We start from the raw sequence: 15,840 nt of genomic DNA on the forward strand, positions 1-15,840 counted from the left end.
GCCCGCTTCCTCGACCTGGTCGATGTGGTCAGCACTCGTCGTCGGCGGCGTTTGCCGGGTCTTCGGGACTTCATGGTCCTTCCAAAGGATCGTCGGTGGGATTCACTGCATCCTACCGACGATCCGTCGGGATTCTCACCAACCGCCGGGGAGCGGCCGGCCCTCCGCGAAGCCCGCCGCGCTCTGCACGCCGACGGTGGCCTTCGCGTGGAACTCCGGCACGCTGCGGGCGCCGGCGTAGGTGAAGGAGCTGCGCACGCCCGAGGTGATCCGGTCGAGCAGGTCCTCGACGCTCGGCGCCTCGGGATCGACGCGGATCCGGGAGCTGGAGATGCCCTCCTCGAACAGCGACTTGCGGGCGCGGTCGAAGGCGCCCTCGCCGGCGGTGCGCGCCGCGACGGCGCGCTTGGACGCCATGCCGAAGCTCTCCTTGTACGCGGAGCCGTCGGTGGCGTACTTCATGTCGCCGGGCGACTCGTAGGTGCCGGCGAACCACGAGCCGACCATCACGTTGGAGGCGCCGGCGGCCAGTGCGAGCGCGACGTCGCGCGGGTGCCGCACGCCGCCGTCGGCCCAGACGTGCGCGCCCAGCTCGCGGGCGGCCGCGGCGCAGTCGAGCACGGCGCTGAACTGCGGCCGGCCGACGCCGGTCATCATGCGGGTAGTGCACATCGCGCCGGGGCCCACGCCCACCTTGACGATGGTGGCGCCGGCGTTGACCAGGTCGCGGGCGCCGGCCGCGGCCACCACGTTGCCGGCGGCCAGCGGCAGGCCCAGGTCGAGCGCGGCGACGGCCTCGAGCGCGTCGAACATCTTGGCCTGGTGGCCGTGCGCGGTGTCCACGACCAGCACGTCGGCGCCGGCCTCGGCGAGGGCGCGGGCCTTGGCGGCCACGTCGCCGTTGATGCCGACGGCGGCGGCGATCCGGAGTTTGCCGGCACCGTCGACGGCGGGGGTGTAGATGCCCGCGCGGACGGTGGCGGTGCGCGTCAGCACCCCGTGCAGGCGGTCGTCGCCGTCGACGAGGACCGCGAGGTCGGAGTGGTCCTTGTCGAGCATGTCGAAGACGGCCTCGGGAGCGGTGCCGGCGGAGGCGCAGACGAACGAGGTGGTCATGACGTCGCGGAGGCGCGCGAAGCGGTCGACGCCCTCGCAGGCGGCGGCGGTGACCAGGCCGACGGGGCGGTCGTCGGCGTCGACGATCACCACGGCGCCGTGCGCGCGCTTGGGCAGCAGTGCCACGGCGTCGCTGACCGAGTGCTCGGCGCTCAGCGTGACCGGGGTGTCGGCGACCAGGTCGCGGCTCTTGACGTAGGAGATCGTCTCGGCCGCCGCCTCCAGCGGCAGGTCCTGCGGGAGGACGACGATGCCGCCGCGGCGCGCGACGGTCTCCGCCATGCGGCGGCCGGCGACGGCCGTCATGTTGGCGACGACGAGGGGGATCGTGGTGCCGGTCCCGTCGACCGACGCCAGATCGACGTCGAATCGGGAGGTCACGTCCGACCGGTTCGGGACGAGGAAGACGTCGTCGTAGGTCAGGTCGTACTGCGGGCGGCTATCAGGAAGGAACTGCACGTGTGGGCAGTCTACCCGATTCCGCGGTGGTCCCCGTCACCGTCGCGCTGCCGTCCCACGGCCCGCAGCCGGCGGTCAGGGACGCAGGGGGCGGCCCTGCGCGTCGCGGACGCTGCCCGTGAGGATCATGATGCCGTCGACGAGCGCCCAGATGCCGACGCCGATCAGGATGACGAAGCCGATGAGGATGATCGAGGTCACGATGCCGATCACCGTCAGCACCAGCTGGGTCACCGCGATCGAGGTGGAGCCCAGGTAGAACCGGCCGATGCCCCACCCGCCGAGGAAGATCTGCAGGAGGCCCGCGGCGAGCTTCGACTTGTCCGAGTAGGGCTCGCCGGTCTGCGGGTCGCGGCCGTACGGTGCCGACGGATCCGCCCCGAAGGGCTGGCCGTACGGGAACCCGGGCTGCGGCTGACCGTATCCGGGCTGCTGCGCGTACGGCTGCTGGCCGTAGGCGGCGGGCTGCTGCTGGGCGTACGGGTCGTAGGACGGGTACGGCTGCGGGTCGTATCCCGGCTTGGCGTACGGGTCGTACTGCTGGCCGTACGGCTGCTGCGGATCGGTCATGGTGGTCTCCTCATCTCCCCTGAGGCGCCCAGCGTACCGGCGCGGAATCAGTGCAGCAGGAGGCGGGAGAGCTCGGTGAGCCAGGGCACCGCGACGGCCACCGTCGGCACCACCAGGATCAGGCCCGCGAGCAGGTAGACGGAGGCGCTGAACAGGTTGCTGGCGGGCGGCATCGACAGTCGCTCGACCCGCACGACGGTGCCGGTCGCGCCGACCGCGAGGGCACCGCGCGGGGCGGGGCTCTGCGCGCAGGTGACCAGGGCGTTGGCCAGGGGGACCGGGCCGGCGGCGGCCACGGCCTCGTCGTCCGCGAGGAGCTCGACCAGCAGTTTCACGGAGTCGAGCGCGGCCGACGAGCGGACGAACTTGGGGAAGGCGTGGTGCACGGCGGTGAAGGCCTCGAGCACCAGGTCGTGGCGCGACCGTAGGTGCGCCCGCTCGTGCGCGAGGACCGCGGTCAGCTCCTCGTGGCTGAGCTGATTGATCGTGCCGACGCTGAGCACCACGCGGTGCCGCAGGCCCGGGAGGCAGTAGGCCAGGGGCTGGTCGACGCCGAGGACGCGCAGGTCGGCGCTGGAGACGGGGTGGTCACCGTCGACCGCGTGGGACAGGATGTCGACGACGGTGCGGTGCCGGGCGCGGCGCCGTCGGGTACGGACCGCGAGCCGGACGGTGGACGTGATGAGCCGGGCGCCGATCAGCAGGGTGAGCGCGAACGCGACGACGGCCACGATCCACGGGACGAGGCCGAGCTGGCGGATCTCGTCGATGGGGTTGGTGGTGGGCCGCCCGTCCGGGCCGGGGACGAGCAGGCGGCTCGCGATGACCAGGCCCGCACTGAAGGCGGAGAGCACCGCGGCCAGGGCGATCGCCTGCCACAGCACGAGGGCGGCGCGGGGCGCGCGCAGCGGCCAGGCGGCCCGGGAGAGCCAGAGGGGCACCGGCCCGGCGAGTAGCAGGGCCAGCGCTCCGAAGATGAAGGCCGCCATGGGGACGAGCCTACTGGGTGATCAGGGCTCGGCGCGACGAGCTGCTTCGCCGGCCTCGAGCTTGGCGAGCGCGCGCCGCAGCGCCTGCGCCTCGTCGGCGCCCACGCGCTCCACGAAGTGCACGAGCGCGGCCTCACGTGAGCTCTCGGCCTGGTTCAGCGCGTCGAACATGAGGTCGGCGACCAGCTCGTCGCGACCGAAGCTCGCGGCGTAGCGATGCGCGCGGTCGGTGCGGATCTGGCTCACGAGCTTCTTCTTCGCGAGCCGCTGCAGCACCGTCATCACGGTGGTGTACGCGAGTTCGCGGTCAGCGGCGAGCGACTCGTGCACCTGTCGCACGGTCTGCGGTTCCGTGGACGCCCAAAGATGGTCCATGACCGCGCGTTCGAGATCTCCCAATGCCGCCATTCCTCAGATTCTACTCGGCATGGCCCGCATCGCTACGACGGCCTGTCGTAATCCACGCCACAGTGATGAGGGCTTGCTAAGTTAGGGGAGCCTGTCCTAGAGTAGGTCTCGTCGCCGAGAGCGACACCGAACCACATCGGACCGTGACGCGAACTGAGGGCTGCAGTAATCCGCCGGTCTGTGCCACGGCGGGTCCGGGGGATGGCTGAGCCCCCGGACCCGCCGACTACTTTCTCCGTGTCCCGGTCCGTCGCGGATCAGTCCTTGGGCATCACGAGCCAGAGCAGCAGGTACAGCAGGAACTGCGGGCCGGGCAGCAGGCAGGACACCACGAAGAGCACGCGGACGAGCGTCGCGTCGATGCCGAAGTAGCGGGCGATGCCTGCACACACGCCGCCGATCCAGTTGTTCTGGACGTCGCGGGCGAACCGCTTCTGCGGCGGCGCCGGGGGGGAGTAGGGATTGGGGGCGAAGGGATCGTTCTCGGTCATGACTCCACAGTGCCGGGCGGCGGCCCCGCCCGCATCGGGGTCTACCCGGACCCGAGCCCCGATCTTCCGGCCCGGGAGCGGCGTCGGCGATGCCCGGTTCTAGGGTGGATCCATGACGCAACCGACACCCGGACAGCAGCAGGTCATCGACGGGATCATCGCCGGCGGTACCGCCGGATTCGACAAGATCCTCGGCCTCGAGTACACCGCCGTCACCGCCGACGGCGTGCAGGCGACGCTCACCCTGCGGCCCGAGCTGCACCAGCCCTTCGGCATCACCCACGGCGGCGTGTACTGCGCCATCATCGAATCGGTCGCCAGCGTCTCGGGCGTGGTGTGGCTCGGCGGCGCCGGGCACGTGGTCGGCGTGAACAACAACACCGACTTCCTGCGCGCCCTCTCCAGCGGTGTGCTCTCGATCCGGTCGACCCCGATCCACCGCGGCCGCCGCCAGCAGCTGTGGCTCGTGGAGATCGACTCCGAGGACGGCAAGGCCGTCGCGCGCGGCCAGGTGCGGCTGCAGAACATCGACGCGTAGCCGTCGCCCGGAACGCGACGAGCGCGCCACCCGCAACGGGTGGCGCGCTCGTGTGCGTTCGTGCCGGCGGGCCGGGCGTCAGCCCGCCTTCTCGGCCTTGTCCGCCGCGGTCGACGGTGCGCCCGGGGCCTGGGCCTGAATCTCCGGCTTCGGCGCGGACGTCGGCAGCGCCTTGGTCGGCGAGCTGGTGTGCACCGGCGGGATGGCCGGCTTCGCGCCGGTCTGCAGCGCGTCGAGCGCCGTGCGCGCGTAGACCTGCTGCTCGGTGATGGTCATCTGGCCGCGCTTGTTCGTGAGGAAGGTGATCGCCCACGAGGTCAGCGTGATGACGCGGTTCTGGTACCCCACGATGTACCAGAGGTGCAGCGCGAGCCAGCCGAGCCAGGCGAGGAAGCCGCCGAACTCGAGCTTGCCGACCTTCGCCACGGCGCTGGCCCGCGAGACGGTGGCCATGGAGCCCTTGTCGAAGTACTTGAAGGGCTTGCGCTCGGCGGGGGACTGGCCCTCGAGGCCGGCCTTGATCGCCTTCGCCGCGTACGTCGCGCCCTGGATGGCGCCCTGCGCCATGCCCGGGACGCCGTCGACCAGCATCATGTCGCCGACGACGAAGACGTTCGGGTTGCCGGGAATGGTGAGGTCGGGCAGAACGCGGACGCGGCCCGCGCGGTCGGTCTCGGCGCCGGACTGGTCGGCGAGGATCTTGCCCAGCTTGCTGGCGGCGACGCCCGCGGACCACACCTTGCACTGGGCTTCGATGCGGCGCTGCGTGCCGTCCTTCTCCTTGACGACGAGGCCGTCGGCGTCGACGTCGACGACCATCGCGTTGAGCTGGATCTCGACGCCCATCTTCTCCAGCCGCTTCGCGGCCATGGTGCCCAGCTTCTCGCCCATCGGTGGGAGCACCGCCGGGGCGGCGTCGAGGAGGATCACGCGCGCCTCGGTGGGATCGATGTTGCGGAACGCGCCCTTGAGCGTGTTGTCCGACATCTCGGCGATCTGGCCGGCGAGCTCGACGCCGGTGGGGCCGGCGCCGATCACGACGAACGTGAGCAGCCGCATGCGCTCCTCGTGGTCGTGCGAGAGCTCGGCCTGCTCGAACGCGCCGAGGATGCGGCCGCGCAGCTCAAGGGCGTCGTCGATGGTCTTCATGCCGGGCGCGAACTCGGCGAACTGGTCGTTGCCGAAGTACGACTGGTCGGCGCCCGCGGCCACGATGAGGCTGTCGAAGGGCGTCACCGTCGTGCGCTCGAGCAGCTGGCTGGTCACCGTGCGGTTCTCGAGGTCGATGTCGGTGACCTCGCCCAGCAGCACCTCGGCGTTGCGCTGCTTGCGCAGGATCATGCGGGTCGCGGGCGCGATCTCGCCCTCGGAGAGGATGCCCGTCGCGACTTGATACAGCAGGGGCTGGAACAGGTGGTGGGTCGTCTTCGCGATCATCGTCACGTCGACGTCCGTGCGCTTGAGGGCGCGCGTGCCGAAGAGGCCGCCGAACCCCGATCCGATGACGACCACCTTGTGGCGGTGCGCTGCGTCGCTCATAACTCTCGTCGCTCCTGGTATACGTCGAAGCCGGGATCCCCGGCGTGTGCAGTCCTACCGTAGTCCGCCGCTCAACTCCCGTCGCGCTGCACGCCCGAACTCGTCGCGCGACGCTCCCGATAGGCGGCGACGTGCGTCCGATTGCCGCAGTTCCCCTCGGTGCAGAAGCGCCGCGAGCGGTTCTTCGACAGGTCCACGAGAACTCGGTCACAGTCGTCGGCCGCGCAGGTCTTGAGCCGGTCGACGTTGCCGCTGCGGACCAGGTCGACGAGCGCCATCGCGCACTCCACCCGGACGCGCACGGGGATCGGTGCGGCGTCGTCGATGAAGTGCAGGTGCCAGTCCCAGCTGCCGTGCCGGGTGAGCCGGGGCTGCTGCGGCGTCGCCGCGAGCATCTCGTTGACGATCCCGGCCACGGCGTCGGGGTGCTGCGCGGCGAAGACGCGGGCCAACTCGGCGCGCAGGTCGTGGATCGGGGCCACGTCCCGCGCTGCGGCGCTGCTCCAGCCGGTGAACTCGTGCCGGCGCAGGTACTCCTTGAGCGCCTCGACGGTGCCGAGCCGTTCCTCGTCGCCGTAGTCGGTGTTCACCAGGTCGGCCGCCATGAGCAGGGACGGCTCCGTGTCATGTGCGAATTTCATTTGACTCCTTACGGCGGTGGCCGCTACTGTCACTAGTGTACTTCACTTGACTCCTTACGAATCGCGCATACATGGAGGTGACGCATGGGTCGGGGAATCGCAATCGCACTACTGTCGGGTTTCGCCTTCGCGATGTCCGGCCCGTTCGGCAAACCGCTGCTCGCGGCCGGGTGGAGCCCGGCCGGCGTCGTGCTGGTGCGCATCTGGATCGCGGCGATCGTCACGCTGATCCCGATGTTGGTCGTCGGGCGTGCCAGGCTCGCGACGCTGCGGCACGCGCCGTTCACGGTGCTGGCGTACGGCCTGCTCGCCGTGATCGGCGTGCAGCTCGCGTACTTCAACGCCATCGCGCACATGTCGGTCACCGTCGCGCTGCTCATCGAGTTCTCCGCGCCGCTCCTGGTGCTGGTGTACCTGTGGGCCCGGTTCGGCCGGCGCCCGACGCTGCGCACCGTCCTCGGCGCCGCGCTCGCCGTCGCGGGCCTGGTCGCGGTCGTCGGCGCGGCCTCCGGCGGAGCGGTGGTCACGCCCATCGGCCTGGCCTGGGCCTTCGTCTCGCTGGTCGGCCTCGCGGCGTACTTCCTCCTCGCCGAGGACGGCACCCGGGCCGACGACATCGACGTCGCGAGCATCGAGGGCGCGAAGCCCGCGGTGGACCAGTTGGCGCTCGCCGTCGGCGGTCTCGTCGTGGGCGCGGTCGTGCTCTCGCTGACCTCGCTCGCGGGGCTCACGCCCGTGCGCATCTCCACCGCGCCGGTGGTCCTCGGCGGCCTGGGGACCACCCCGTGGTGGGTGCCCGCCGTCGTGATCGGCGCCGTCGCGACCGGCCTGGCGTACGTCGCGGGCATCCTCGCCATCAACATGATCGGCCCCACGCTGGCCTCGTTCCTGGGCTTCTCCGAGGTCATCGCCTCGGGCGTCGTGGCCTGGTTGATGCTGGGCGAGGCGCTCACCCCGGTGCAGATCGTCGGCGCGGTCGCGATCGTCGCGGGCGTGATCGCCGTCAAGCGGGGCGAGCAAAGCGGAACGGCGGACGCTCCGCGGCCAGGCGTGCCAGCCAATCCGCACGATGGAGCTCGTACTCCACCCGCGCGTACGGCGTGAGGTCGGCCTCGGCCTCGTCGCCGAGGTCCACCTCGCCCTGCAGCGACTCCCAGTCGAGCATGGCGATGTCGAGCTGCTGCATCCCGAGGCCCGCGAGCACCCGGCGTGAAGCCAGGTTCGACCAGGCGGTGGAGGCGTAGACGCGCCCGGTGAGGCCGTGCTCGAGGGCGTGGCCCACCAGCGCGTGCGCCGCCTCCGCGCAGAATCCCCGTCGACGGTACGCGTCCGCGACCGCGTAGCTCAGCTCCAGGCCGCGGGCGCGGCTGTGCCGCGAGGCACGCAGCGCGATGCGGCCCAGGGTGCGGCGACTGTGCCGGTCGACGATGTGGAACCGGCCGTCGGCGTCGCCGGTGGTGCCGCCGGCAGGGGAGAGGTGCAGGCGCGCCGTCTCGATGTGCACGTGCAAATCTCCCCTCACGAGGCCCAGCGTATCGTCTCGGCACCGCTGTGCGGCGCAGTTCGCGCGGGTGTCGCCACGGTGTCGCTCGGGTGGCTGCCATACTGTCCGGCGTGACGTACCGAATCGCTCTTGCCACCTCCGCGGCGCAGCCGGACACCGACGACCGCGGTCAGGACATCCTCGCCGCCCTGCGCGCCGCCGGCCACGAGGCCGAGGCCGCCGTGTGGTCCGATTCCGCCGTCGACTGGGAGCAGTTCGACGCGGTCGTGATCGCCGGCGCCTGGGACTACGCGCAGCGCTACGACGACTTCCTGGGCTGGGCATGGCGCGCCGCGGCCCAGACGCTCGTGCTCAACCCCGAGCCGCTGGTCCGCTGGTACGCCGACAAGCGGTACCTGCGCGACTACGAGTCCGAGGGCATCCCGATCGTGCCGACGCAGTTCATCACGGTGCACGACGCCACGCTGGACCATGACTACCTCGGCACCGATCACGTCGTGCGCCCGTCGATCAGCGGCGGCCTGGCGGAGTCCTTCCGCTTCGGCCCCGGTGACGACGACGCGAGCCGCGCCAAGCTCGAGGAGATCAAGGCCTCCGGCAGCAGCGTCATGGTCTTCCCGTACTCGGTCGAGGCGGGCGGCGTCTCGCTGGTGTACATCGGCGGCGAGTACAGCCACGCCTTCGGCCGCGACCTCGCCGCCGAGGTCAACGCCGAACCGGCCGAGGGGCGTCCCGCCGAGGTGCTCGTCGACGCCGAGCCGACCGACGCCGAGCGCGCCGTCGCGGAGGCCGCGCTGAAGCCGATCGACCCGGCGAACCCGCCGCTGTACGTGCGGATCGACATCGTCCGGACGCCCGAGGGCGCGCCGGTCATCCTCGAGGTCCAGGTCGTCCAGCCCGACCTGCACCTGGAGCGGCTCGACGGTGGTGCGGAGAAGTTCGCGCAGGCCGTCCTCGCGCGGGTCGCCGCCGAGAAGGCCTGACCAGCCCAGACAGCTCGATGAAGTCCCCGTCCGGAGATCCGGACGGGGACTTCGTCGTTCCCGGGGGTTGCCAAAGAATGCATCGCGATATATCGTGAACGCATCGGGTCGCGAAACATGCGGCCCCCTACCGAAAGGAGTGCCACCATGCGTAGGCACACTCACGATGATCAGCGTTTCGAGGGCCGCGGCGCCCGTAACTGCGACGACCGGTTCGAGGGCCGCTTCGACGGCCGGTTCCGGCAGGGCGGTTTCCCGGGCGGGCCCGGCTTCGGCCCCGGCGGGCCCGGCCCGTTCGGTCCCGGCGGTCCCGGCGGCCATGGCCGCGGCGGACACCGCGGTGGCCGCGGACGCCGCGGCGTCCAGCGCGGCGACGTCCGGATCGCGGTCCTCAAGCTGCTGGAGGCCGAGCCCATGCACGGCTACCAGCTCGTCTCCTCGATCGAGGAGCGCACGGCCGGGGCGTGGAAGCCCAGCCCCGGCGCCATCTACCCCACGCTCAGCCAACTCGAGGACGAGGGGCTGATCACCATCGAGCGGGAGAACGGCCGCAAGGTCGCGACGCTCACCGACGCGGGCCGCGAGTACATCGAGACCGCCCTCGCCGACGCTCCGGACCCCTTCGCCGGGTTCGACGGCGGCTCCGCCGAGCGCGGACACCTCCGCGAGACGCTGCGCGAGCTGCACGAGGTCACCCGCCGGGTGGCTCGCACCGGCAACGCCGAGCAGACCGCGGCGGTCGACACGATCCTCGGCGACGCGATCAAGCAGGTCTACCTGCTGCTCGCCGGCGTGGACCGCACGCCTCCCGCCGCGGCTACCGAGGACCCGGCGCAGCCGGACGAGCAGTAGCCGCCCGCCGGGCCCGCGCGGGATCGGGGAGAAGGCGCACCGCGTCGCCGGGGTGCAGATCCCGGTAGCGCTCCGCCGGGAGCTCCGCGACCAGCGCGGTCCCGTCCTCGACGGTGGCGGTCACGCGGCAGCGTCCGCCCGCCACCGTCACCTCGACCACGGTGCCGGCCCGCCCGGCCCCGTCGGGCCCGTCGACGCGCACCGCGTCCGGTGGGAAGACCCACACTCCTTCGCCGTCCGGCAGCAGGTTCATGCCCGCCAGCCGGGCGGCGAAGTGCGTCGCGGGGGAGAGCAGCAGCTCGGCCGCCGCGCGATGATCGGCGACCCGCCCGTCCTCCAGGACGGCGGCCTCGTCGGCGAGGGCCACCACGTCGGCGGCGTCGTGCGTGATCAGGACGCACGTCCGGTCCCGCAGCAGGGCGCGCAGGAGCGCCCGCACCTCCGCCCGCGCCGAGACGTCGAGCGCCGACAGCGGTTCGTCGAGCAGCAGCACTTCCGGCTCGGCGGCCAGCGCCCGGGCCAGCGCCACGCGCTGCGCCTGCCCGCCGCTCAGCTCGTCCGGCCGCCGGTCCGCGAGGTGGTCGGCGCCCACGGCCTCGAGCCAGTGGTCGGCCGCGGCCGCCGCGGTCCGACGGTCCGCCCCTGCGCTCCGAGGCGCGAAGGCGACGTTCGCGCGCACCCGCAGGTGCGGGAAGAGCCGTGCCGTCTGGCCGAGCAGCGCGACTCGCCGGCGGTGGGTCGGCACCCAGGTGCTGCCGTCCGCGACCGTCTGGCCGGCGACGACGATCCGTCCGGTATCGGGCCGGACCAGGCCGGCGACGGCGCCCGCCACCGTCGACTTGCCGGTGCCGTTGGGCCCGAGCAGCGCCAGCGTGCGCCCTGCGGGCACGGCGAACGCCGCGGCGACGCCGCGGTCGGCGACGGTGACGTCGACCTCCAGGCCCGGGGGCACCGGCGCTCCGGTCATCTCCGCCACGCCCGGACCCCGTAGACGCCCGAGACGATGACCGCGGCCGCGGCGAGCAGCACCAGCGAGAGCGCCACCGCCGCCTGCGGATCGGTCTCGTTGCGCAGGTAGATCTCCAGCGGGAGGGTGCGGGTGGTCCCGGCGAGCGAGCCCGCGAAGGTGAGCGTCGCGCCGAACTCGCCGAGCGCCCGCGCGAAAGTCAGCACCACGCCCGAGGCGATCGACGGCAGGACCAGCGGCAGCGTGATGCGCCGCAGCACGACCGACGGCGGCGCGCCGAGCGTGGCCGCCGTGTGCTCGAAATCCGTTCCCAGCGTGCGCAGGGCGCCCTCGACGGCCAGCACGAGGAAGGGCAGCGCGACGAAGGCCTGCGCGAGCACCACGGCCGTCGTCGTGAAGGCGATGTGCCCGCCGACCCCGCCGTACTGGCCCACCAGGCCGCGTCGGCCGAAGGCGTAGAGCAGCGCGATGCCGCCCACGACCGGCGGGAGCACCAGCGGCAGCAGCACGAGCGGGCGGAGCACGCCGACGAACCGGGACCGGCTGCGCGCCAGGATCACCCCGAGCGGCACCCCGAGCAGAACGCATACGACGGTCGCGGCGAGGGACGTCTCCAGCGACAGCACCAGCGCGGTGCGCGAGTCCTCGGAGGTGACCAGTTCGCCGAACCGGGGCCAATCGACCTTCGCCACGATCGCGACGAGCGGCACCAGAACGAAGGCGGCGCCGATCGCGGCGGGAACGACGATCCAGCGCGGGTACCCGGTGACGGGGGCGGGCCGGGTCAGTTCGGTGCCCCGAATCCGGCGTCCGCGAGGGCCGCGCGGCCCTCGGGTCCGCGCACGAAGTCGACGAAGCGCTTCGCCCCGTCGGGGTTCTTCGCGCCCGTCAGCGGGGCGATCGGGTAGACGTTGACCGCCCCGTCGGCCTCGGGGAAGTCGACGGACGCGACGGCGCCCTTCGTGCCCTTGACGTCCGTGCGGTACACGAGACCCGCGTCGGCCTGGCCGTGCCGGACCTTGGCGAGCACGCTCGAGACCGAATCCTCCTCGCTGACCGGCGTGAGGGTCACACCGGCGGCCTTGCCGACCTTGGCGGTCGCGGTGCCGCAGGGCACGGGCTGCGCGCACACGACGACGGAGACACCGGGCTTGTTCAGGTCGGCGAGTGAGCCGATGCCCTTCGGGTTGCCGGGCGCGGTGGCGATGGTCAGCACGTTGGTGGCGAAGGGCTGCGGGTCGGTGACGAGCGACGCGGCCCCGGCCTTGTCCATCGTGGGCGTGTCGGCGGCCGCGAAGACGTCGGCGGGGGCGCCCTGCTGCAGCTGGGTGAGCAGGCCCGAGGACCCGCCGAAGGAGAACTTCACCGTCGTGCCGGGGTTGGCGGCGGAGAACGAGGCGCCCAGCTTCTCGAAGGTCGCCTGCAGGCTCGCGGCGGCGTAGACGACGACGGTGCCGGAGCCCGCGGCCGCCGACGAGGACGTCGAGGTCTCGGGCGAGGTCGACGTCGAGCAGGCGGCGAGGCCCGCCGCGAGGACGGCGGCGGTCAGGGCACGTGCGGCGCGCATGGCAACTCCCGGTGGCGGTGGTCGGCTTCCGATGGTCGAGACTATCCCCATGGCAACTCATGAGGTGGCGGTCCCGATGCGGTGGGCCGACATGGACGCGCTCCAGCACATCAACAACGTCGCGATGATGCGGCTGCTGGAGGAGGCCCGCATCCGGTTCCTGACCGAGAACGTCCCGCAGCCGCGCGAGTCGACGGTGACGATGTTCGTCGCGCACCACGAGATCGACTACCTCGCGCCCCTGCTGTACTCGCCCGAGCCGGTGCGGATCGTCCTGCACGTCACGCGGATCGGCCGCTCGGGCTTCGACCTCGGCTACGAGGTCGTGGCCACCGACGGCGCCGTCGCCGCCATCGCCGAGACCTCCATGGTCGTCGTCGACGGTGCCGGCCGCCCCGCGCCGCTGCCCGCCGCCCTGCGCACAGAACTCGCCGGGCTGGTCGGTGATCCGGTGCCCTTCCGCCGGCGCCGCGTCTCGGTCTAGCGGACCATCGCGGCCAGGTAGCGCCGCGTCATCACCGCCTGCAGCGCGCGGGCGACCGGGCCACCCAGGCGGGAGTACCAGCGTCCCGGGCGGGAGAACGCGGCCACCACCGCCACGACGGCCCCGTCGGGACGGATCTCCACGGAAAAGAGCTCCTCGCCGCCCTCCGGGTGCCCCGGGAGGGTGCCGTAGGCGAAGCCGGCGCGGTCGGGTTCGTCGAGCACGTAGACCACGCGGCACGGGATCCGGATCGGGCCGAACAGCGGCGTCGACAGCACCATGACCGTGCCCACCTCGGCGGTCGGCGTGCTCGCGCGGACCCGCATCCCCGCCCCGCGCTGCATGCCGTACGCGAGGATCGCGTCCCGCACCGCCGAGAAGTCCGCGGGGCCCCGGCCCACGACCCGTTCGGCCCGGATCGCGTGCGCGTCCCCGGGCGGCGTGCCGCGCGTCGCGCCGACCTCCGGATAGGTGAAGGGCGCGTCCGCGAGCGCCGCGAGGTCCGTCATACCGCCCGACGGTACGCCGTCACCGTCGGGCGAGGCGGGCCGCCGCGGCGGCGCCGACCACGGCTGAGACGACGACGGCGACGCCGTGCCAGCCGGTCATCGTGACGGTCTCGCCGAGTACGACGGCGCCGAGCGCCGCCGCGCACACCGGCTCCGCGAGGGTGATCGCCGGCAGCGAGGCGGAGATCGGCGCGGGTTGGAACGCGCGCTGCTGCAGGTACATCGCGCCGAGCCCGCAGAGCACGAGGACGTACAGGCGCCAATCCGCGAGCAGTCGCAGGCTGTTCGCCAGGACGTCGGCGTGCTCGTACGAGGTGAGGACCGGTTTCGTCAGGACCGTCGCGACGCCGAACAGGACGCCCGAGGCGACGCCGAAGGAGAGGGCGCGCGCCGGACCGGGCAGCGACCGCATCAGGCCGATCCCGGTCGCGGCGGCCGCGACGACGCCGACGACGACGAGCGCGGGGAGCCAGGTGGCGCCCGGGGCGTCGGGGACGCCGTCGGTGGGGCGCCCCGCGATGAGGAAGACCGCCAGTGCGATCGCGAGCACGGCCGCGTAGGTCCACTCGCGCGCGGTGACCCGCGTGTGGTTGAGCAGCGCCGAGACCGGCAGCGCGAACAGCAGGGCCGCGACGATCAGCGGCTGCACGACGAGCACCGGGCCCAGCGCCAGCGCCCACGCCTGGAAGGCGTAGCCGCCGAGGTCGCCGAGCAGGCCGAGCCACCATCGCGGCCGGCGGACCAATTCCGCGATGAGCGAGCCGCCCTCATCGACGGTGGCGGCCTCGGCCTGCTGCGCGGCGGAACCGCAGGCGAACAGGAAGGCGGCGACAAGGGCGAGGACGACCGAGGCCGAGGTGGCGGACACGCGTGAAATCTACGCTCGCGCGGGCCGCCGCCGCAGCGCACGCTAAGTTCGACAGCAGCAACGCGCGAAGGAGTGGGACGTGGCGAAGGTCGAGAGCAAGCTCGAAGTGGCACTGCCTCCGGAGGAGGCGTGGGCGAAGGCGGCGGACCTGGAGACGTTGCCGCAGTGGGTCACCCTGCACGACGGCTGGCGCGGCCCCCTGCCCGAGCTGGCGAAGGGCGCGAAGATCGCGTGCGTTGTGAAGGTGAAGAACTTCCGCAATCGGGTCGACTGGACCATCACGTCGTACGACCCGCCGCGCACCCTCGTGCTCGACGGCAAGGGCGTCGCCGGCACGAAGTACAAGCTCACCGTCGCGATCGCGCCCACGGGCAGCGGCTCGACGATCTCGCTGCGCGCCGACCTGGGCGGAGCGCCGCTGTTCGGCCCCATCGGCGCGACGGTCGCGCGAGCGCTCAAGGGCGACATCGCGGAATCGCTCGCGACCTTCAAGCGGATGTACGAGCAGTAGCGGCACCGGGGAGGGCGGGCGCGTGGAACTCACGGATCTGGTCGGCGCCGCGGTCCGCGGCGGCCTGAGCTGGGGAGCGGACACCGTCGCCCGGCTGCGGCAGCGCGCCGGCATCGACGGGCCGCGGCCCTGTGACGGCCTGATCCTCGACATCGACGACACGCTCGTGGACACCGACGCCGCCCTCCGGACCGCGGCCCGGGCCGCCGCGCTCGAGGTGTGGCCGACGTCGAACGCCACGGTGCGCGAGGGCTTCGCGGAGCTCTTCCTCACCGACCCCGAGGGCGTCTTCGGCCGGTACACCGCGGGGGAGCTGCGCTTCCACGAGATGCGCAAGGCGCGGATCGCGGTCGCCGCGGAGCGGTCCGGGCTGCTGTGGGAGGCGCGGCGCTACCGCCGCTTCTGCAGCGGCTTCGACCCGGCCTTCGCCGCGGCGCAGCACCTCTTCTCGGATGCGATGCCCGCCGTCGAGGCCGCCGAGCGCTGGGGGATCGCCGTCGTGCTGCTGACGAACTCGTCGTCGCCGGCGACCCGGATGAAGCTCCAGGTGCTCGGCGTCTCGGACCGCTTCGAGCGGGTCGTCACCACCGACACCCTCGGCATCGGCAAGCCCGATCCCGCCGTCTTCCTCCACGCCTGCGATCTGGTGGGCGCCGCACCCGAGGCGTGCGTCGCGGTGGGCGACAACTACGCGAACGACGTGGTCGCCGCGCGCGACGCGGGGCTGCGGGCGCTGTGGCTCGACCGGTCCGGCCGGGGTGCCGGCGGGGAGCCACCGACCATCCGTTCCCTCGCCGAACTCCCGGCGGCCCTGACCCGGGCGGTCTGACCTGTCGGTGGCCCG

20 protein-coding genes are annotated in these 15,840 nt (G+C 72.6%); 7 read left to right on the forward strand and 13 right to left on the reverse strand.

All coding sequences use genetic code 11. The features are described 5' to 3' along the window. Positions 1-135 precede the first annotated feature (135 nt). The 5 genes from guaB1 to ACM9LD_RS18970 all read right to left on the reverse strand — a co-directional run bounded on the left by guaB1 (position 136) and on the right by ACM9LD_RS18970 (position 4,033). Entirely contained in the window at positions 136-1,575 is a 1,440-nt protein-coding gene (gene guaB1 / locus ACM9LD_RS18950) for a GMP reductase (RefSeq protein ID WP_415678106.1), read from the reverse strand. Between the two features lie 75 nt (positions 1,576-1,650). Beyond that, a complete protein-coding gene (locus ACM9LD_RS18955; RefSeq protein ID WP_415678107.1) occupies positions 1,651-2,145 on the reverse strand; it encodes a TM2 domain-containing protein in 495 nt (164 codons plus the stop codon). Between the two features lie 47 nt (positions 2,146-2,192). After that, complete coding sequence (locus ACM9LD_RS18960) at positions 2,193-3,134, reverse strand: M56 family metallopeptidase (protein ID WP_415678108.1); 942 nt, start codon at positions 3,132-3,134, stop codon at positions 2,193-2,195. Positions 3,135-3,155: 21 nt separating this feature from the next. Then, positions 3,156-3,542, reverse strand: a complete 387-nt coding sequence (locus ACM9LD_RS18965; RefSeq protein ID WP_415678109.1) for a BlaI/MecI/CopY family transcriptional regulator — start codon at positions 3,540-3,542, stop codon at positions 3,156-3,158. A 257-nt stretch (positions 3,543-3,799) separates the two neighbouring features. After that, complete coding sequence (locus tag ACM9LD_RS18970) at positions 3,800-4,033, reverse strand: PspC domain-containing protein (RefSeq protein ID WP_415678110.1); 234 nt, start codon at positions 4,031-4,033, stop codon at positions 3,800-3,802. Between the two features lie 112 nt (positions 4,034-4,145). Between ACM9LD_RS18970 and ACM9LD_RS18975 the strand changes: the two genes are divergently transcribed. Beyond that, positions 4,146-4,571, forward strand: coding sequence for a PaaI family thioesterase (locus ACM9LD_RS18975; RefSeq protein WP_415678111.1), 426 nt, complete (start codon positions 4,146-4,148; stop codon positions 4,569-4,571). Between the two features lie 78 nt (positions 4,572-4,649). Here the strand turns inward: ACM9LD_RS18975 and ACM9LD_RS18980 are convergent, their stop codons facing one another. Continuing rightward, the gene (locus ACM9LD_RS18980; RefSeq protein WP_415678112.1) at positions 4,650-6,110 is read right to left on the reverse strand and encodes an NAD(P)/FAD-dependent oxidoreductase; all 1,461 of its coding nucleotides are present in this window, start codon (positions 6,108-6,110) and stop codon (positions 4,650-4,652) included. Positions 6,111-6,181: 71 nt separating this feature from the next. Further along, positions 6,182-6,751, reverse strand: coding sequence for a CGNR zinc finger domain-containing protein (locus tag ACM9LD_RS18985; RefSeq protein WP_415678113.1), 570 nt, complete (start codon positions 6,749-6,751; stop codon positions 6,182-6,184). A gap of 84 nt (positions 6,752-6,835) precedes the next feature. Here ACM9LD_RS18985 and ACM9LD_RS18990 point away from each other — a divergent pair, with 84 nt between their 5' ends. Next, positions 6,836-7,855 carry an EamA family transporter gene (locus ACM9LD_RS18990; RefSeq protein WP_415678114.1) on the forward strand — a complete coding sequence of 340 codons (1,020 nt, stop codon included), beginning with the start codon at positions 6,836-6,838 and terminating at the stop codon, positions 7,853-7,855. On the opposite strand, the gene ACM9LD_RS18995 is transcribed toward ACM9LD_RS18990, so the two are convergent. Continuing rightward, on the reverse strand, positions 7,755-8,273 hold the full coding sequence (locus tag ACM9LD_RS18995; protein ID WP_415678115.1) for a GNAT family N-acetyltransferase: 519 nt from the start codon (positions 8,271-8,273) through the stop codon (positions 7,755-7,757). The genes ACM9LD_RS18990 and ACM9LD_RS18995 overlap by 101 nt on opposite strands. A 92-nt stretch (positions 8,274-8,365) precedes the next feature. On the opposite strand from ACM9LD_RS18995, the gene ACM9LD_RS19000 reads away from it, so the two are divergent. Both ACM9LD_RS19000 and ACM9LD_RS19005 read left to right on the forward strand, forming a co-directional pair. Beyond that, complete coding sequence (locus ACM9LD_RS19000; protein WP_415678116.1) at positions 8,366-9,238, forward strand: ATP-grasp domain-containing protein; 873 nt, start codon at positions 8,366-8,368, stop codon at positions 9,236-9,238. Between the two features lie 147 nt (positions 9,239-9,385). After that, positions 9,386-10,090 carry a PadR family transcriptional regulator gene (locus ACM9LD_RS19005; protein ID WP_415678117.1) on the forward strand — a complete coding sequence of 235 codons (705 nt, stop codon included), beginning with the start codon at positions 9,386-9,388 and terminating at the stop codon, positions 10,088-10,090. Here the strand turns inward: ACM9LD_RS19005 and ACM9LD_RS19010 are convergent. Genes ACM9LD_RS19010 through modA form a run of 3 tightly spaced genes read right to left on the reverse strand, consistent with a single transcriptional unit; the run spans position 10,056 to position 12,624 of the window. Beyond that, positions 10,056-11,057, reverse strand: a complete 1,002-nt coding sequence (locus tag ACM9LD_RS19010) for a sulfate/molybdate ABC transporter ATP-binding protein (RefSeq protein ID WP_415678159.1) — start codon at positions 11,055-11,057, stop codon at positions 10,056-10,058. The two genes, ACM9LD_RS19005 and ACM9LD_RS19010, sit on opposite strands and share 35 nt — an antisense overlap. After that, positions 11,054-11,845 (reverse strand): ABC transporter permease, encoded by a 792-nt coding sequence (locus tag ACM9LD_RS19015; RefSeq protein WP_415678160.1) that lies wholly within the window; start codon positions 11,843-11,845, stop codon positions 11,054-11,056. The genes ACM9LD_RS19010 and ACM9LD_RS19015 overlap by 4 nt, the downstream gene beginning before the upstream one ends. Continuing rightward, positions 11,842-12,624 carry a molybdate ABC transporter substrate-binding protein gene (modA, locus tag ACM9LD_RS19020; RefSeq protein WP_415678118.1) on the reverse strand — a complete coding sequence of 261 codons (783 nt, stop codon included), beginning with the start codon at positions 12,622-12,624 and terminating at the stop codon, positions 11,842-11,844. The genes ACM9LD_RS19015 and modA overlap by 4 nt, the downstream gene beginning before the upstream one ends. Positions 12,625-12,673: 49 nt before the next feature. Between modA and ACM9LD_RS19025 the strand changes: the two genes are divergently transcribed. After that, positions 12,674-13,108, forward strand: a complete 435-nt coding sequence (locus tag ACM9LD_RS19025) for an acyl-CoA thioesterase (protein WP_415678119.1) — start codon at positions 12,674-12,676, stop codon at positions 13,106-13,108. Here the strand turns inward: ACM9LD_RS19025 and ACM9LD_RS19030 are convergent. Next, the gene (locus ACM9LD_RS19030; RefSeq protein WP_415678120.1) at positions 13,105-13,617 is read right to left on the reverse strand and encodes a DUF1990 family protein; all 513 of its coding nucleotides are present in this window, start codon (positions 13,615-13,617) and stop codon (positions 13,105-13,107) included. The genes ACM9LD_RS19025 and ACM9LD_RS19030 overlap by 4 nt on opposite strands. A gap of 19 nt (positions 13,618-13,636) precedes the next feature. Next, positions 13,637-14,485, reverse strand: coding sequence for a DMT family transporter (locus ACM9LD_RS19035; RefSeq protein ID WP_415678121.1), 849 nt, complete (start codon positions 14,483-14,485; stop codon positions 13,637-13,639). A gap of 79 nt (positions 14,486-14,564) precedes the next feature. On the opposite strand from ACM9LD_RS19035, the gene ACM9LD_RS19040 reads away from it, so the two are divergent. Both ACM9LD_RS19040 and ACM9LD_RS19045 read left to right on the forward strand, forming a co-directional pair. Beyond that, positions 14,565-14,996 carry a type II toxin-antitoxin system Rv0910 family toxin gene (locus tag ACM9LD_RS19040; protein WP_415678122.1) on the forward strand — a complete coding sequence of 144 codons (432 nt, stop codon included), beginning with the start codon at positions 14,565-14,567 and terminating at the stop codon, positions 14,994-14,996. 22 nt (positions 14,997-15,018) lie between these two features. Further along, positions 15,019-15,825 (forward strand): HAD family hydrolase, encoded by an 807-nt coding sequence (locus tag ACM9LD_RS19045; protein ID WP_415678123.1) that lies wholly within the window; start codon positions 15,019-15,021, stop codon positions 15,823-15,825. Positions 15,826-15,840 lie beyond the last annotated feature (15 nt).

The organism is Tsukamurella hominis (assembly GCF_965137015.1).
In the GTDB taxonomy this organism is placed as follows: domain Bacteria; phylum Actinomycetota; class Actinomycetes; order Mycobacteriales; family Mycobacteriaceae; genus Tsukamurella; species Tsukamurella hominis.

What these genes read in the sequence shown, in the direction of transcription:
- ACM9LD_RS18965 (WP_415678109.1), bottom strand. Translation starts at nt 3,542, where the DNA reads ATGGCGGCATTGGGAGATCTCGAACGCGCGGTCATGGACCATCTTTGG.
- ACM9LD_RS19010 (WP_415678159.1), bottom strand. Translation starts at nt 11,057, where the DNA reads ATGACCGGAGCGCCGGTGCCCCCGGGCCTGGAGGTCGACGTCACCGTC.
- ACM9LD_RS18955 (WP_415678107.1), bottom strand. Translation starts at nt 2,145, where the DNA reads ATGACCGATCCGCAGCAGCCGTACGGCCAGCAGTACGACCCGTACGCC.
- ACM9LD_RS18990 (WP_415678114.1), top strand. Translation starts at nt 6,836, where the DNA reads ATGGGTCGGGGAATCGCAATCGCACTACTGTCGGGTTTCGCCTTCGCG.
- ACM9LD_RS18980 (WP_415678112.1), bottom strand. Translation starts at nt 6,110, where the DNA reads ATGAGCGACGCAGCGCACCGCCACAAGGTGGTCGTCATCGGATCGGGG.
- ACM9LD_RS19005 (WP_415678117.1), top strand. Translation starts at nt 9,386, where the DNA reads ATGCGTAGGCACACTCACGATGATCAGCGTTTCGAGGGCCGCGGCGCC.
- ACM9LD_RS18985 (WP_415678113.1), bottom strand. Translation starts at nt 6,751, where the DNA reads ATGAAATTCGCACATGACACGGAGCCGTCCCTGCTCATGGCGGCCGAC.
- ACM9LD_RS19025 (WP_415678119.1), top strand. Translation starts at nt 12,674, where the DNA reads ATGGCAACTCATGAGGTGGCGGTCCCGATGCGGTGGGCCGACATGGAC.
- ACM9LD_RS18975 (WP_415678111.1), top strand. Translation starts at nt 4,146, where the DNA reads ATGACGCAACCGACACCCGGACAGCAGCAGGTCATCGACGGGATCATC.
- modA (WP_415678118.1), bottom strand. Translation starts at nt 12,624, where the DNA reads ATGCGCGCCGCACGTGCCCTGACCGCCGCCGTCCTCGCGGCGGGCCTC.
- ACM9LD_RS19030 (WP_415678120.1), bottom strand. Translation starts at nt 13,617, where the DNA reads ATGACGGACCTCGCGGCGCTCGCGGACGCGCCCTTCACCTATCCGGAG.
- ACM9LD_RS18970 (WP_415678110.1), bottom strand. Translation starts at nt 4,033, where the DNA reads ATGACCGAGAACGATCCCTTCGCCCCCAATCCCTACTCCCCCCCGGCG.
- ACM9LD_RS18960 (WP_415678108.1), bottom strand. Translation starts at nt 3,134, where the DNA reads ATGGCGGCCTTCATCTTCGGAGCGCTGGCCCTGCTACTCGCCGGGCCG.